This is a genomic window from Streptomyces sp. GQ60 (assembly GCF_059758875.1).
Map to the genome: position 1 here is coordinate 248,181 of NZ_JCAXEG010000009.1, position 16,097 is coordinate 264,277.

The following is a 16,097-nucleotide window of genomic DNA, read 5'->3' on the forward strand; positions in this document are numbered from 1 at the left end:
TTCCACTCCATGTGGGCCGAGCTCCGGCCCATCGGCCGCCACGCGGACTCCGGCGGGTACCGGCGCTACGCCTGGACCGGCGCGGACGCCGACTGCCGGAGCTGGTTCCGGGCGCAGGCCGAGGCGCGCGGGCTCGCGTACGAGACCGACCGCAACGGCAACCAGTGGGCCTGGCTCGGCGACCCCCTCGCGGGGAACGCCGTGGTCACCGGCTCGCACCTGGACTCCGTCCCCGACGGCGGGGCCTTCGACGGCCCCCTCGGGGTGGTGTCCTCCTTCGCGGCCCTGGACGAACTCCGCAGGAGGGGCGCGGAGTTCGCCAGGCCACTTGCCATCACCAACTTCGGTGACGAGGAAGGGGCCCGCTTCGGCCTCGCCTGCGTCGGCTCCCGCCTCAGCGCCGGGCAGCTGACCAAGGAGAAGGCGTACGAGCTCCGCGACGCGGACGGCGTCAGCCTGCCGCGGGCCATGGAGGCGGCCGGATACGACCCGGCCGCCATCGGGGCCGACCCCGAACGCCTCGCCCGCATCGGCGCCTTCGTCGAACTGCACGTGGAACAGGGCCGGGCCCTCGACCTGTCCGGGGACCGGGTCGGCATCGCCTCCGCGATCTGGCCGCACGGCCGCTGGCGCTTCGACTTCCGCGGCGAGGCCAACCACGCCGGCACCACCCGGCTGGCCGACCGCCGCGACCCGATGCTCACCTACGCGCAGACCGTGCTCGCGGCCCGCGCCGAGGCGGCCCTCGCCGGGGCCGTGGCCACCTTCGGGAAGATCGCCGTCGAGCCCAACGGGGTCAACGCCATCCCCTCCCTCGTACGCGGCTGGCTCGACTCCCGCGCCGCCGACCAGGCCACCCTCGACACGGTCGTGACCGCGATCGAGAAGGCCGCCCGCGAGCGCGCGGACCAGGAGGGGATCGACCTGGACGTGGTCCGGGAGTCCTTCACCCCGGTCGTCGAGTTCGAGCACGCCCTGCGCGAGGAGATGAACCGGATCCTCGGCGGCTCCGTCCCCGTGCTCGGCACGGGCGCGGGACACGACGCCGGAATCCTCTCGGCGGCCGTCCCGACCGCCATGCTGTTCGTACGCAACCCCACCGGGGTCTCGCACTCCCCGCGGGAGTTCGCCGCCGAGGACGACTGCGTGGCAGGCGTCCTCGCCCTCGCCGACGTACTGGAAGGCCTCGCGTGCCGCTGAAGACGTACTGGCTGGAGCACGCCTGGCTCGGCACCCATGTCGAGCCGGGCGTAGCCCTGGACGTAGCCGACGACGGGCGGATCGCCGCCCTGCGGACCGGGGCCGGGACCCCGCCCCCGGGAGCGGAGGTCCTGCGCGGCCTGACGCTTCCCGGCCTCGCCAACGCGCACAGCCACGCCTTCCACCGGGCCCTGCGCTCCACCGTCCAGGTCGGCAGCGGGACCTTCTGGACCTGGCGCGACTTCATGTACAAGGTCGCCCAGAACCTCACCCCCGACAGCTACTTCGCGCTGGCCCGCGCCGTCTACGCCGAGATGGCGCTGGCCGGCATCACCGCGGTGGGCGAGTTCCACTACGTCCACCACGCCCCGGGCGGGACCCCGTACGCCGATCCCAACGCGATGGGCGAGGCCCTCATCGCGGCCGCCGCCGAGGCCGGCATCCGCATCACGCTGCTCGACACGGCGTACCTGTCCTCAGGCTTCGGGAAGGCCCCCGAGCCCCACCAGCTGCGCTTCTCCGACTCCACCGCGGACGCCTGGGCCGAGCGGGTCTCGGCCCTCAAACCCCGCGAACACGCCCTGATCGGCGCCGCGATCCACTCGGTCCGCGCGGTACCGGCGGGGCAGCTGGGCGCAGTCGCCCGCTGGGCGGAGGAGCGGGAAGCCCCGCTCCACGTCCACCTCTCGGAGCAGACCGCCGAGAACGACGCCTGCCTGGCGGCCCACGGCCGCACGCCGACCCGGCTGCTCGCCGACCACGGGGTGCTCGGCCCGCGCACCACCGGGGTGCACAACACGCACCTCACCGACGCGGACATCGCCCTCCTGGGCTCCACCGCCACCGGCACCTGCATGTGCCCCACCACCGAACGCGACCTCGCCGACGGCATCGGCCCGGCCGTACGCCTCCAGCGCGCGGGCAGTCCGCTCTCGCTGGGCAGCGACAGCCATGCGGTGGTCGATCTGCTCGAAGAGGCGCGGGCGATGGAGCTCAACGAGCGCCTGAGCAGCCGGACCCGGGGCCACTGGACGGCCAACGCCCTGCTCACCGCCGCCACCGAGGACGGGCACGCCGCCCTCGGATGGTCGGAGGCGGGCCGCCTGGAGGCGGGCGCGCTCGCGGACTTCACCACGATCGCGCTGGACTCCGTCCGTACGGCCGGGGCGCTGCCCCGCCTCGGCGCGGAGACGGCCGTCTTCGCGGCTTCCGCCGCCGATGTGCGCCACACGGTGGTGGGCGGCCGCCACGTCGTCCGCGACGGAGCCCACACCCTGGTCGAGGACGTCCCGTCCGCCCTCGCCGCCACCATCGCGGCCCTCCGCGGCTGACCGCTCCGCCTGCGGTGGGGGAACAAACAATTCGACGACCCCGAGGGACCATGACCACCACCACAGCCATCACCAACATCGGCAGCCTCGTCACCAACGACCCCGCCCTGGGCGACGGCACCCCCCTCGGCCTGATCCAGGACGCGGCCGTGGTCATCGACGGCGACCGCATCGCCTGGGTCGGCCCCGCCGGCAAGGCCCCGTCCGCCGACGAGGTGTTCGACGCGCAGGGCCGGGCGCTCATCCCCGGCTTCGTCGACTCCCACTCCCACCTCGTCTTCGCGGGCGACCGCACCGCGGAGTTCAACGCCCGCATGTCCGGCCGCAGCTACTCCGCCGGAGGCATCCGCACCACCGTCGCCGCCACCCGCGCCGCCTCCGACACCGAGCTCGAAGCCAACCTGCTGCGCCACCTCCACGAGGCCCGCCGCCAGGGCACCACCACCTTCGAGACCAAGTCCGGCTACGGCCTCACGGTCCAGGACGAGGCACGAGCCCTCCGCATCGCCGCCGCGCACACCGAGGAGGTCACCTACCTCGGCGCGCACATCGTCTCCCCCGACTACGCCGACGACCCGGCCGGCTACGTGGACCTCGTCACCGGCGAGATGCTGACCGCCTGCGCCCCGTACGCCCGCTGGGTGGACGTGTTCTGCGAGAAGGGCGCCTTCGACGGCGACCAGGCCCGCGCGATCCTCACCGCCGGCGCCGCCGCCGGGCTGATCCCGCGCGTCCACGCCAACCAGCTCTCCCACGGTCCCGGCGTGCAGCTCGCCGTGGAGCTGGAAGCCGCCTCCGCCGACCACTGCACCCACCTCACCGATGCCGACGTGGACGCCCTCGCCCAGGCGGCCGGCACCACCGTCGCCACCCTGCTGCCCGGTGCGGAGTTCTCCACCCGCGCGCAGTGGCCCGACGCCCGCCGGCTCCTGGACGCGGGGGTCACCGTGGCCCTGTCGACCGACTGCAACCCGGGCTCCTCCTATACGAGTTCGATGCCGTTCTGCATCGCCCTCGCCGTCCGCGACATGGGCATGACACCGGACGAGGCGCTGTGGTCCGCCACCGCCGGAGGCGCCCGCGCCCTGCGCCGCACCGACATCGGCACCCTCACCCCCGGCGCCCGCGCGGACCTGGCCCTGCTCGACGCCCCCAGCCACGTCCACCTCGCCTACCGGCCGGGTGTTCCGCTGGTCTCGGCCGTCTGGCAGAAGGGCCGCAAGACGGCCTGAAACAGCCGGAGTCCGGACGCCGCAGGCCGCCCCCGGGTGCGGACCGCGGCCTCCGGACGGCCCCTGGACGGCCTAGGGGCGGCCTATGGACGGGCTGTTGATACGGCGCCGTCCTTTGTCTTCCCTCCGTAAGGCCCCGGGGCTACCTTGAGCCACCCATCTGATGTGCCGTCAGTAACTTGTGGCCCAAGGTTCGAGGGGAAGACGAAGGTGTCCGACCGGAAACGCTCCACCGCGCTCGCGCTGGCCTCCGCGCTGGCGGGGGCGGCGGTACTGCTGGCCGCCCCCGCAGCCCATGCGGCCGTTGTCGACGTCCAGTACGACTGCAAGACCCCCATCGGGGACAAATCGGCGGTCTCGCCGATCGAGATCAAAGGCGTCAAGGAGGGCAGCGGGTACAAGCTGACGATGTCCTTCCAGAAGGGCGTCTCCTCCAGCCCCATCGAGCTCGGCAAGGGGGCGATGACGCCCAGCGCCGTGATCATGGTCGACGGTGCGGAGAAGGTGTCGGTACCGGTCTCCGGTCCGCCCAACCCCGAGGCCGTTCCGGCCAACACCCCCATCAAGATCAGCGACCTCTCGGGCACGTACACGCCCAAGAAGTCCGGCAAGGTCACGCTCACCGCGGGCGTGCTCACGATCAAGGCGATGGGCACGACCACCACCTGCACCCCGGGCAACAGCCCCAAGCCGTCACTCGAACTCGACGTGACGGCCCCCGGCGGCGGCAGCGCCACCGGATCGACCGGCTCCACCGGGGGCAGCCTCCCGCAGACGGGACCCGAGGACTCCGCCATCGCCCTCGGAACCCTCGGCGCCACCGTGATCCTCTCCGGCGCCGCCGGCGTGCTCTGGCTGACCCGGCGCGGCCAGCGGGCCCGGTCCTGAACGGAGCGCACCCGGTCATGCCCGTGCTCCACTCGCCCCGAAGTGCCGGCGGGATCCTCCTCGCCGCCGTAGCCGCCGCCGTGCTCTCCTGCGCCGTGGCGGCCCCGGCCGCCGCCGACGACCCCGGCTGGACCGCCGAGCCCGTCGCCGGGAGCGCGCCGGCGGCGGCGAAGGCCGGAGCCCGCCCGTACCCCGCGCGCCCGTACTTCTACCTCGCGGGGACCTCCGGCACGGTGCTGGAGGACCGCCTCGCCCTGGCCAACACCAGCGACCGGGAACGCACCATCACCCTGCGCGGCGCCGACGTCTACAACACGGCGGACGGGTCCTTCGCCGTGCGCTCCGCCGAGCCCGCCGCCGGAGGCGGCCCGGAAGGCCACGTCACCGGCGCGGGGCGCTGGATCAGCTTCGGCACGGGCACCACGGTCAAGGTCCCGGCGCGCACCCGCGCGGTGGTCCCCTTCACCGTCACCGTGCCGCCCGGCTCCCCGCCCGGCGACCACCCGGCCGCCGTCGTCGCCACCGAGTCCGGCCGCGAGGTGGGCGTACGGGTCCACCTGCGCGTCGGCGGCCCGGCGCTGGCGGCGCTCACGGTCGAGGACGTTGCCGTACGGGGCAAGGGCGCGGCCGCGCGCGTCGCGTACACCCTGGTCAACCGGGGCAACGTGGCGCTCACCCCCGAACTCTCCATCACCGCCGAGGGAACCCTCGGCAAGGTCGCGGGCCGCAGCACCCGCACCCTGCCGGTCGAGGTGCTGCCCGGCCAGCGCGTGGAGCTGACCGAACCCTGGCCCGGCGCGCCCGTGTTCGACCGGGTCGCCCTGACCCTCGCCGTCACGGCCCCCGGCGGCGCCCGCGCCACGGGGAGCGCCTCGGCCTGGTTCGTGCCGTGGGGGATCGCGGGGTCGACCGGCCTCGGGCTGCTGGGCCTCGGCGCCGTCGCGGCGGCCGCGCTGCTCCTCGAACGCAAGCGGCGCATCCGGTCCGGCGGCGACGGGCCCGGACCGTCGCCGCACGGGAGCGCCGTACCCGAAGAAGCCCCAGCGCCGGAACACGAGTTGACGGGAGCACCCAGGTGAGCGCCAAGGCCGGTGGGAGACACGGCGGCAAGGTCAGGGCCCTGGTCGCGGCGGGATGCGCGGGGCTGGCGGGGCTGTTGGTGTGCGCGCTGACGCTGTTCCCGGCGGCCCCGGCCGCCGCGGACGACGGGGCCAAACCCGCGGTGGCCCTCTCGCTGAAGGAGGCCGCCAAGGGCACGGAGATAGCCGTCACCGGAACGGGCTGGCGGGCCAAGACCATGGTGATGCTGCTGGTCTGCGGGCAGAACATGATCGGCGGCACCAACAGCTGCGCCAACGCCGACGGCGTGGCCGTCTCCGTCGCCGACGACGGGCGCTTCTCCGCCCAGCTCCCGGTGGTCGCCCCGCCCAAGCCCTGCCCCTGCGTGGTCAACGTGACCTCGGTCAACGGGGACCAGTCCACCGTCGCGGCCCCGCTGAAGATCACCGACCACCCGGTGGCCGACCTGCCCGCCGAGGGCGGCACGGCCCGGCTCGCCCTGCTCACCGGAGTGCAGCTCAAGGGCGAGGACGGGGTGCTGACCTGGTTCGGGGCCCCGCCGGGCCGGAAGTTCACGGTCACCGTGGGCAATCTCGGCTCCGCCGCGGTCAAGGACCCGGTCTTCCAGATCGGCACCGCCCGAGGGGTCTTCGCGCCGACCTGGGAAGAGGTCCGCTGGAAGGGCACCATCCCGCCCGGCGGCAAGGCCGAGGTCTCCCTCGACGCCACCCTGACCGCCGGCGCCCACGGGGACTACACGCTGTCCCTCAAGTACGGGGAGACGGTCCTGGCCACCCAGCCCTGGGGCGTGGCCCGCCCGTACGGGGTGCTGCTGTTCTGGGGCCTGCTCCTGCTGGTGGTCCCGGCCGGGATCTTCCGCATCGGCATGGCCGTCGTCGACAAGGTCCGCCCGCGCGCGGGTCTCTCGGCGAGCAGCGGCCGCCACCGCGGCCACCGGCCGCAGGCCGACCCGGCGGCGTCGGTGACCGCCCGGCTGCCGCGCATCCCGGCGGTACGGGGACCCGCGAGGGGCCCCGTACGGGGGCCGCTGGCCCGCCCCGCCCCGTCGGGCGAACCCCCACAGACCACCACGGCGGTACTGCCGTGGTTCACCCCGGACAGCGCGCCGGGGACAACCGCACCAGAGACGACCGCACCAGAGACGACCGCACCAGAGACGACCGCACCAGAGACAACCGCACCACAGGCAACCGCACCACAGACGTCCGCACCGTCTGAGAACAGTCCGACGACGAAAGGACACTTGTGAAGACCCAACGGAGGGCGAGCGCGGCAGCGGTCGCGCTGCTTCTCGGCGGCGCGGGCGTGGTGATGGCGGCCGCGGCCCCGGCCGGCGCGGCCGAGATCTCTTTCCAGACCGTGTGTGATCCGCCCATCGGGAGCAACATCGAGGGGACGACCAAGGCCGAGGTCACCGTGACGCCCGCCGAGGCCAAGGTGGGCGATGAGGTGGAGGTCGTCTGGACGACCGCCAAGGCGGCTTCGGACAACCCGGGCTACACGGATCTGGCGCCGAACTCCGTGACTCCGTCCGGAGTGCTCAAGCTGGGCGGGGACGCCACCGGCGAGCTGCCGGTGCAGGGCAAGGCGGAGAACCCGGCGATCCCCAAGAACTCGCCGATGGTCGTCACTCCCATGAAGGCGAAGTTCAAGCTGACGAAGGCCGGCACGGTCACCCTGACCCCGGCCTCGTACAAGATCAACGTGATGAGCACGGACACCGTGTGCACCCCCAAGCAGGGGACGACCGTCCCGGTAGCGGCCACGATCAAGGTGACCGGCTCGGGCGACCCGAACCCGACGCCCACCACCAAGCCCCCCACCACCCCGCCGCCGACGACGGCACCGCCCACCACCCCGCCGCCCACGTCGGCTCCGCCGACGAGCCGGCCGCCCACCAGCGCCGCGCCCTCCCCGTCCGGCGGGGGCCAGACCGACTTCCCGGGCCAGACCGTCGACGTCACCTTCGACTGCGGGAGCTTCATCCAGGGAGGCCCGCTCAAGGGCAAGGTGACGATCAACGCGAAGAAGAACGGCGGCAGCTACGACCTGACCGCCACGACCGCCAAGGGCGTGATGAACAGCCCCATGGACCTCCCGGCGGGAGCGCTCCAGCCCTCGATGGACATCAAGCTCGGCGGCGCCGACAGCGGCATCGTCAAGGTCAGCGGCCCGGGCAACCCCGAGGCGATCAAGGGCGGTGCGCCGGTCAGTCTCAGTGACATGAAGGGCAGCTACAAGCCCGGCAAGACCGGCAAGACCACGCTGACCCCGGACAAGCTGACGATCAACGTGGTCATGGCCCCGGGTGCCGCCCCGATCGTGGTGCCCTGCGCCGCGACCGCCAGCGCGGTATCGCTCACGCTGGACACCGCCGCCCAGCCCGGCGGCTCCGGCACCTCAGGCACTTCGGGCAGCGCCTCCGGCACCTCCGGCGGCCTCGCCGAGACCGGAGCCTCGGACGACGGCGGGATCAAGGCCCTGGCCCTGGTCGCCGGCACGGTCATGCTGCTCGGTGCGGCCGTCTTCACCTTCACCCCGTGGCGCCGCCTGCGCGGCCAGCGGTAGAGGCAGAGGCACGCTCGCAGAAACAGAACGGCCCGGCACACCTCGCGGTGTGCCGGGCCGTTCGCCCTCTCGGGGGGTGCGTCAGTGCACGCCGCCCATGAGGGGCTGGACCTTCTTGCGGTACATGTAGATCGCGATGCCGGCCAGGATCGCCAGCGCGCCCTGGCTGGCGAACCAGCCCTGGGTGTCCGTCGGGGCACCGAGCAGCTGGAGCAGCGCGATGGTCGAGTCACCGGCGGTGACCGCGAGGAAGAAGACACCCATCATCTGGGAGGCGTACTTCTGCGGTGCCAGCTTGGTGGTCAGCGACAGGCCGACGGGGGAGAGGGTGAGCTCGCCCACGGTCTGGATGAAGTAGACGCCGACCAGCCACATCGGGCTGACCTTCGTGTCACCGGTGGCCAGGCCCTGGGCCATCATCATGACGCCGAAGGAGACGCCGATCATGACCAGCGCGAAGGAGAACTTCGCGAGGGTGGTGGGCTCCTTGGAGCGACGGGCCAGCGCCACCCACAGCATCGCGAAGAGGGGCGCGAGCGCCATCACGAACAGCGGGTTCAGGGACTGGAACCAGCTCTCCGGGAAGTTGAAGCCGAACAGCGTGCTGTCCGTGCTGTCCTTCGCGAACAGGGCCAGCGTGGAGCCGGTCTGGTCGTAGATCGCCCAGAAGATCGCGGCGGCGGCGAAGAACCAGACGTACGCCGACATGCGCGAGCGCTCGACGTCCGAGAGGTCCTTGTCGCGCTTGATGCGCAGGATCGCCCAGGCGGGGAGGACCAGGCCGGCGATGGTCAGCGGCCACAGCGCGTAGTTGATCGTGAAGATGCCGGCCAGGCCGATGATCGCGTAGGCGGCGGCGGCGACGCCGAGCCAGATCAGGCCCTTCTTGAGGACGGAGGACTTCTCGGCGGCGCTCAGCGGGCTCGGAACCTGGTTCGAGACCGGGTTCAGGTGGCGGAAGCCGAAGAAGTAGAAGGCGAGGCCCAGGGCCATGCCGACGCCGGCCATGGCGAAGCCGAGGTGCCAGTTGATCTCCTGGCCGACGTAGCCGATGGTCAGCGGGGCCACGAAGGCACCGAGGTTGATGCCCATGTAGAAGATCGTGAAGCCACCGTCGCGGCGGGGGTCGTTCTTGTCCGTGTACAGCTGGCCGACCATCGTGGAGATGTTGGCCTTGAGCACACCGGAACCGGCGGCGATGAGCGCCAGGCCGATGAAGAACGAGACGGACGACGGCACGGCCAGCAGGAAGTGGCCCGTCATGATCACGACGCCGGCGACGGCCACGGCCTTGCGGGCGCCCCACACGCGGTCGCCGAGCCAGCCGCCCGGGAGGGCGAGCAGGTAGACCATCGCGTTGTAGACGGAGTAGATCGCGACCGCGGTCGCGTCGTTCATCCCGAGTCCGCCGTCGGCCACGTTGGTGGCCAGGAAGAGCACGAGGAGGGCGCGCATGCCGTAGAAGCTGTAGCGCTCCCACATCTCCGTCATGAAGAGGAAGGCGAGGCCGCTGGGGTGTCCGAGGAAGGTCTTCTCGGTGGAGGGGTCCGCCGAGCCCTTCGTCAGGCTGGAAGCCATGGTCGATCCTTGCTTGCTCGGGACGCGCGGCTTCGTGAGCTCAACGGCGCCCGGTGAGGGGTGGCCGGTACCGGCAGCGGGTGTTCCGGCCCCCACGCCCGGGGGGTCTCGCTCCGCGGGGGCGAAGACGAAGGAACATCCGTAACCGGGATCCACGCCCTGTCGCGCTCCATCGCGCGAAGGGCCCGGCCCATAGGTCATTCACTGTCATCTGGCCCGGAACGGGCGGTGCGACAACAATGCCTGCCCGATCAGGACAGAAATAGAGACTTTCGGCTGGTTTTGGCTCGAAAGTCTCTCAGGTAGTGCATCAGGCGTCTCGACACCATACGACACGACAGTGGCGCATATGAAAGCACTTGAGAGATGGATCACAGGCTGCGGTGGAACCAAGAGACCATATTCGAAGGTCGTTGGTGCTTCAAAAGGCCAGATAGCGAGGGGTCTGCCCGCAGGCCTCTTCTTTCCCCCACCGCGGACTACCATCACCCACATGACGCGTGTACTGCTCGCCGAGGACGACGCATCCATCTCGGAACCCCTGGCCCGCGCCCTGCGCCGGGAAGGGTACGAGGTCGAGGTCCGGGAGGACGGCCCCACCGCCCTGGACGCGGGACTGCAGGGCGGCATCGATCTCGTCGTCCTGGACCTGGGCCTGCCGGGCATGGACGGTCTGGAGGTCGCCCGCCGGCTGCGCGCCGAGGGCCACGGCTTCCCGATCCTGGTCCTCACCGCCCGCGCCGACGAGGTCGACACGGTCGTGGGCCTGGACGCCGGCGCCGACGACTACGTGACCAAGCCCTTCCGCCTCGCCGAGCTGCTCGCCCGCGTCCGGGCCCTGCTGAGGCGCGGCGCCACCGAGGCCGCCCAGCCCCCCGCCACCCACGGGGTGCGCATCGACGTCGAATCGCACCGCGCCTGGATGGGGGAGGAGGAGCTCCAGCTCACGGCGAAGGAGTTCGACCTGCTGCGGGTCCTCGTCCGCGACGCCGGCCGGGTCGTCACCCGCGACCAGCTCATGCGCGAGGTCTGGGACACCACCTGGTGGTCCTCCACCAAGACCCTCGACATGCACATCTCCTGGCTGCGCAAGAAGCTCGGCGACGACGCGGCGAACCCCCGCTACATCGCCACCGTCCGCGGAGTCGGCTTCCGCTTCGAGAAGAGCTGAAACCACCCGGGACCGCATAACTAGGGCATTCTCTGATCCATGCGCCGCCGCCTGATCAATTCCACGCTCGCCGTGGTGCTCGTCGTCATCGCCGTCTTCGGGGTCTCCCTCGTCATCGTCGAGACCCGCACCATCACCAGCAGCGCCCAGGACCGCATCGAGTCCGAGGCGCTGCGGCTGGTGGGCATCGTCGAGAGCGACGCCCTGGAGAAGAAGCCGGTCGACGCCGGTGCGCTCGCCGAACAGCTCGACTCCGGCCGGTACGCCCGGATCACGATCCCCGGCCGGGAAGCGGTCGAGATCGGGAAGCCCATCACCGAAAGCGTCATCCGGGGCACCGCCCTCGGGGAGCAGGGCGAGGTCGTGGTCGTCGAGGAGCCCCGCTCCACCGTCACCCGCGAGGTCGGCCGGACCCTGGCCGTGGTCGGCGCCGTCGCCCTGCTCGCCGTCGTGGCGGCCGTCCTGCTCGCCGTACGCCAGGCCAACCGGCTGGCCTCCCCGCTGACCGACCTCGCCGAGACCGCCGAGCGCCTCGGTTCCGGCGACCCGCGCCCCCGGCACAAGCGGTACGGGGTCCCCGAGCTGGACCGGGTCGCGGACGTACTGGACTCCAGCGCCGAGCGGATCGGCCGCATGCTCACCGCCGAGCGGCGCCTGGCCGCGGACGCCTCGCACCAGCTGCGCACCCCGCTCACCGCCCTGTCGATGCGGCTGGAGGAGATCACCGTCACCGACGACCTGGAGACCGTGCGGGAGGAGGCGACGATCGCCCTCACCCAGGTGGAGCGGCTCACGGACGTGGTCCAGCGGCTCCTGACGAACTCCAGGGACCCGCGCACGGGCTCCGCCGTCCCCTTCGACCTGGACGAGGTCGTCAAACAGCAGCTGGAGGAGTGGCGCCCCGCCTACCGCAGCGCCGGCCGGGCCGTCGTCCGCTCCGGGAAGACCGGCATCCGCGCCGTGGGCACCCCGGGCGCGGTCTCGCAGGTCCTGGCGACCCTGGTGGAGAACTCCCTCATGCACGGCGGCGGCACCGTGGCCCTGCGCACCCGCGTGATCGGCAATCAGGCCGTACTGGAGGTCACGGACGAGGGGCCGGGGGTCCCGCCCGATCTGGGCAACCGGATCTTCGAGCGGGCCATCAGCGGCCGGAACTCCACCGGCATCGGCCTCGCCGTGGCCCGGGACCTCGCGGAGGCCGACGGCGGCCGCCTGGAGCTGCTCCAGACCCGGCCGCCGGTGTTCGCGCTGTTCCTCAGCCGCACCGCACCGGACCGCTCCGAACCGGAGCAGACGGTCCGCTGAGGGCGGCCGGAGGCAGGATGCGAGGCGGGGCGGGAGGCAGGGGCCTGCCTCAGTTCGCGGCGGTCTCCGGGGTCCGGACCGCCGGGGCCTGTATGTCCGCCGGGGCCTGACCGTCACGCTGCTCGACGACCAGCGAGGCCGCGGGCGGCGCGGGCAGGGCCTTGAAGACCCAGGTCCGGTAGGACCAGAAGCGGAACACGGTGGCGATGCCGATGCCGGTGAACTTGAAGAAGTTCGAGGCGAGCGGCCCGTCCCAGTGGAAGCCGTACGTGGCCGTGAACAGGATGCCGTTCTCGATCACGAGCCCGATCGCGCTGAACGCGACGAACAGCCCGAACTCACGGGTGCGGCCCGCCCCGGTCCGATCGGTCCGGTCCCGGTAGGCGAAGTAGCGGAAGCCCAGGTAGTTCGTGACGATGGCCACCAGGGTGGCTATCACGCTCGCGCGCACCACCTGGAGATCGGTGACCTGCCGGATCAGGTTGAAGACGCCCAGGTTGACCAGGACCCCCAGCCCGCCGACGGCCCCGAACCTGGCGATCTCGCGCGCGAGCCCGCGCACGCGGTCGAGGACGGATCCGTTCTCCGGCTTGCTCATATGAGGCTCAGTCCTGTCTTCGGGGCCCCCGTATGAGGCGTCACACGTTTTTTGTCTGTGCGCGCCCATGCTAAGTGTCGCCCCGCGGGTACGTCTGCGCCTTCGGACACCGTGCGACACACGGCACACCCGCCGCCCGCGACAGCCGCGTACCGGCCACGGCCACCCCGATGCGCGTCCAGATGGCGGAATACCGCCGGATATCCTGGAGGAGTGACGTTCCCGGTAGTCGGCATGGTCGGCGGCGGACAGCTCGCCCGCATGACCCACGAGGCGGGTATCCCCCTCGGCATCAGATTCAAGATCCTCAGTGACACCCCACAGGACTCGGCGGCCCAGGTCGTGAGCGACGTCGTCATCGGCGACTATCGCGATCTGGAGACCCTGCGCGCCTTCGCGCGCGGCTGTGACGTGATCACCTTCGACCACGAGCACGTGCCCATCGCGCACCTGCGGGCCCTGGAAGCCGACGGCATCCCCGTCCGCCCGGGGCCCGACGCGCTGGTGCACGCCGCGGACAAGGGGGTGATGCGCGCCAAGCTCGACGAGATCGGCGCGCCCAGCCCCCGCCACCGGATCGTGAGCGATCCGGCGGACGCGGCGGCCTTCGCCGAAGAGGTCGGCGGGTTCCCCGTCATCCTCAAGACGGTGCGCGGCGGGTACGACGGAAAGGGCGTGTGGTTCGTCCGTACGCAGGCGGACGCCGAGGCCCCGTTCAAGGCGGGCGTCCCGGTCCTGGCCGAGGAGAAGGTGGACTACGTCCGCGAGCTCGCGGCCAACATCGTCCGCTCCCCGCACGGCCAGGCCGTGTCCTACCCCGTCGTGGAGTCCGTCCAGGTGGACGGGGTCTGCGACACGGTCATCGCCCCCGCCCCGAACCTCTCGGAGGCCCTGGCCGGCGAGGCCCAGACCCTGGCCCTGCGCATCGCCAAGGAACTCGGCGTGACCGGCCACCTGGCCGTGGAGCTCTTCGAGACCACCGACGGCCGGATCCTGGTCAACGAACTGGCGATGCGCCCGCACAACAGCGGCCACTGGACCCAGGACGGTGCCGTCACCTCCCAGTTCGCCAACCACGTACGGGCCGTCCTGGACCTCCCCCTCGGCGACCCGCGCCCCCGTGCCAAGTGGACGGTCATGGCCAACGTGCTCGGCGGGGACTACCCCGACATGTACGCGGCGTACCTGCACTGCATGGCCCACGACCCCCAGCTCAAGATCCACATGTACGGCAAGGACGTGAAACACGGCCGCAAGGTCGGCCACGTCAACACCTACGGCGACGACCTGGACGATGTGCTGGAGCGAGCACGTCACGCAGCCGGCTACCTCAGAGGAACCATCACCGCATGAGCACCCCCGCAGCAGCTCCCGTCATCGGCATCGTCATGGGCTCGGACTCCGACTGGTCCGTCATGGAGGCGGCCGCCCAGGCCCTCGACGAGTTCGAGATCCCCTACGAGGTCGACGTGGTCTCCGCGCACCGGATGCCGCGCGAAATGATCGCGTACGGGGAGCAGGCCGCCGACCGCGGCCTGAAGGTGATCATCGCGGGTGCCGGCGGGGCCGCGGCCCTGCCCGGCATGCTCGCCTCCGTCACCCCGCTCCCGGTCATCGGCGTACCCGTCCCGCTGAAGTACCTGGACGGCATGGACTCGCTGATGTCGATCGTTCAGATGCCGGCCGGGGTTCCCGTGGCCACCGTCTCGATCGGCGGCGCCCGCAACGCCGGGCTGCTGGCCGTACGGATCCTGGCCGCGCACGACCCGGAGCTGCTGGGCCGGGTCAACGACTTCCTGCAGGACCTCAACGACCAGGCCACGGAGAAGGGCAAGCGGCTGCGCACCAAGGTCGCCGGCCAGGACTCCTTCGGATTCGGAAAGTGAGCGCGGCGGGCACGGCGGGCGGGACGGGCGCCGCCCGGCACCTGGAGGCGGCGCGCGAACTGCTCGCGGAACACCCGGTCGTCGACGGACACAACGACCTGCCCTGGGCCCTGCGCCAGACCGTGCGCTACGACCTGGACCGGCGCGACATCGGCCGCGACCAGAAGGGCCACCTGCACACGGACATCCCCCGGCTGCGTGCCGGCGGGGTCGGCGCGCAGTTCTGGTCGGTCTACGTGCGCTCCGACTACGCGGGCGACGAGGCGGTCAGCGCCACCCTGGAGCAGATCGACGTCGTCGCCCAGCTGATCGACCGTTACCCGCGCGACCTGGTGCGGGCCCTGACGGCCGACGACATGGAGGCGGCGCGCGCCGAGGGCCGGATCGCCTCGCTGATGGGTGCCGAGGGCGGGCACTCCATCAACAACTCGCTCGCCACGCTGCGCGCCCTGCACCGGCTCGGCGTGCGGTACATGACGCTCACGCACAACGACACCATCGACTGGGCGGACTCGGCGACCGACGAGCCCCGGCACGGCGGCCTGAGCGAGTTCGGCCGCGAGGTCGTCCGCGAGATGAACCGGATCGGCATGCTCGTCGACCTCTCGCACGTCGCCGCGACCACGATGCGCGACGCGCTCGAGGTCACGGCCGCGCCGGTGGTCTTCTCGCACTCCTCCGCCCGGGCGGTCTGCGACCACGTGCGCAACATCCCCGACGACGTGCTGGCGCTGCTGCCGGCCAACGGCGGGGTCGCGATGGCCACCTTCGTGCCCAAGTTCATCCTCCCGGCGGCCGTCGAGTGGACCCTGGCGGCCGACGAGAACCTGCGCGCGCACGGCTACCACCACCTCGACACCACCCCGCAGGCCATGGCCCTGCACCGGACCTTCGAGGAGGCGCGGCCGCGCCCGGTGGCCACGGCCGCCACGGTCGCCGACCACCTCGACCACATGCGCGAGGTGGCCGGCGTCGACCACATCGGCATCGGCGGGGACTACGACGGCACCGCCTTCACCCCGGCCGGGCTGGACGACGTGGCCGGGTACCCCAACCTGGTCGCCGAGCTGCTGGAACGCCGCTGGTCCAAGGCCGACCTGGCCAAGCTGACCTGGTCGAACGCGGTACGGGCGCTGCGCGACGCCGAAGCGGTGGCGCGCGAGCAGTCGGCCTCCCGCGGCCCGTCCAACGCGGTGCTCCACGCGTGAGGCCGAGGAGCCCCGCCACGTCCTGACCCGCCCCGCCCGGCGGATCCGGCGC

14 protein-coding genes are annotated in these 16,097 nt (G+C 72.1%); 12 read left to right on the plus strand and 2 right to left on the minus strand.

Going from position 1 to position 16,097, the window contains the following annotated elements; all coding sequences use genetic code 11:
- Positions 1–9: 9 nt before the first annotated feature.
- From AC6CKD_RS23580 to AC6CKD_RS23610, 7 genes are all read left to right on the plus strand, one after another.
- Entirely contained in the window at positions 10–1,200 is a 1,191-nt protein-coding gene (locus AC6CKD_RS23580) for an allantoate amidohydrolase (protein WP_498329730.1), read from the plus strand.
- Complete coding sequence (locus AC6CKD_RS23585; RefSeq protein ID WP_498329643.1) at positions 1,191–2,531, plus strand: formimidoylglutamate deiminase; 1,341 nt, start codon at positions 1,191–1,193, stop codon at positions 2,529–2,531. The genes AC6CKD_RS23580 and AC6CKD_RS23585 overlap by 10 nt, the downstream gene beginning before the upstream one ends.
- Before the next feature lie 50 nt (positions 2,532–2,581).
- Positions 2,582–3,763: an imidazolonepropionase gene (gene hutI / locus AC6CKD_RS23590; protein WP_498329645.1), complete on the plus strand. Its 1,182-nt coding sequence runs from the start codon at positions 2,582–2,584 to the stop codon at positions 3,761–3,763.
- A 210-nt stretch (positions 3,764–3,973) separates the two neighbouring features.
- Positions 3,974–4,651, plus strand: coding sequence for an LPXTG cell wall anchor domain-containing protein (locus AC6CKD_RS23595; RefSeq protein ID WP_498329647.1), 678 nt, complete (start codon positions 3,974–3,976; stop codon positions 4,649–4,651).
- Between the two features lie 17 nt (positions 4,652–4,668).
- The gene (locus AC6CKD_RS23600) at positions 4,669–5,730 is read left to right on the plus strand and encodes a COG1470 family protein (RefSeq protein ID WP_498329648.1); all 1,062 of its coding nucleotides are present in this window, start codon (positions 4,669–4,671) and stop codon (positions 5,728–5,730) included.
- 74 nt (positions 5,731–5,804) lie between these two features.
- Positions 5,805–6,980 carry a neocarzinostatin apoprotein domain-containing protein gene (locus tag AC6CKD_RS23605; protein WP_498329732.1) on the plus strand — a complete coding sequence of 392 codons (1,176 nt, stop codon included), beginning with the start codon at positions 5,805–5,807 and terminating at the stop codon, positions 6,978–6,980.
- Positions 6,977–8,299 (plus strand): hypothetical protein, encoded by a 1,323-nt coding sequence (locus AC6CKD_RS23610; RefSeq protein ID WP_498329649.1) that lies wholly within the window; start codon positions 6,977–6,979, stop codon positions 8,297–8,299. Before AC6CKD_RS23605 ends, AC6CKD_RS23610 begins: the two co-directional genes overlap by 4 nt.
- Before the next feature lie 81 nt (positions 8,300–8,380).
- Here the strand turns inward: AC6CKD_RS23610 and AC6CKD_RS23615 are convergent, their stop codons facing one another.
- Entirely contained in the window at positions 8,381–9,877 is a 1,497-nt protein-coding gene (locus AC6CKD_RS23615; protein ID WP_498329651.1) for a peptide MFS transporter, read from the minus strand.
- Positions 9,878–10,370: 493 nt separating this feature from the next.
- On the opposite strand from AC6CKD_RS23615, the gene AC6CKD_RS23620 reads away from it, so the two are divergent.
- Together AC6CKD_RS23620 and AC6CKD_RS23625 are read left to right on the plus strand one after the other, a co-directional pair.
- Positions 10,371–11,048: a response regulator transcription factor gene (locus tag AC6CKD_RS23620; RefSeq protein WP_498329653.1), complete on the plus strand. Its 678-nt coding sequence runs from the start codon at positions 10,371–10,373 to the stop codon at positions 11,046–11,048.
- 39 nt (positions 11,049–11,087) lie between these two features.
- Positions 11,088–12,353, plus strand: coding sequence for a sensor histidine kinase (locus AC6CKD_RS23625; RefSeq protein WP_498329654.1), 1,266 nt, complete (start codon positions 11,088–11,090; stop codon positions 12,351–12,353).
- 49 nt (positions 12,354–12,402) lie between these two features.
- Here the strand turns inward: AC6CKD_RS23625 and AC6CKD_RS23630 are convergent, their stop codons facing one another.
- Positions 12,403–12,951 carry a GtrA family protein gene (locus tag AC6CKD_RS23630; RefSeq protein WP_498329656.1) on the minus strand — a complete coding sequence of 183 codons (549 nt, stop codon included), beginning with the start codon at positions 12,949–12,951 and terminating at the stop codon, positions 12,403–12,405.
- Positions 12,952–13,062: 111 nt separating this feature from the next.
- Between AC6CKD_RS23630 and AC6CKD_RS23635 the strand changes: the two genes are divergently transcribed.
- From AC6CKD_RS23635 to AC6CKD_RS23645, 3 genes are read left to right on the plus strand one after another with little or no spacing between them, the layout of a single operon-like run.
- The gene (locus tag AC6CKD_RS23635) at positions 13,063–14,304 is read left to right on the plus strand and encodes a 5-(carboxyamino)imidazole ribonucleotide synthase (protein ID WP_498329657.1); all 1,242 of its coding nucleotides are present in this window, start codon (positions 13,063–13,065) and stop codon (positions 14,302–14,304) included.
- A complete protein-coding gene (gene purE / locus AC6CKD_RS23640; protein ID WP_498329659.1) occupies positions 14,301–14,837 on the plus strand; it encodes a 5-(carboxyamino)imidazole ribonucleotide mutase in 537 nt (178 codons plus the stop codon). The genes AC6CKD_RS23635 and purE overlap by 4 nt, the downstream gene beginning before the upstream one ends.
- Positions 14,834–16,045 carry a dipeptidase gene (locus AC6CKD_RS23645; RefSeq protein WP_498329661.1) on the plus strand — a complete coding sequence of 404 codons (1,212 nt, stop codon included), beginning with the start codon at positions 14,834–14,836 and terminating at the stop codon, positions 16,043–16,045. Before purE ends, AC6CKD_RS23645 begins: the two co-directional genes overlap by 4 nt.
- The last annotated feature ends 52 nt before the right edge of the window (positions 16,046–16,097 follow it).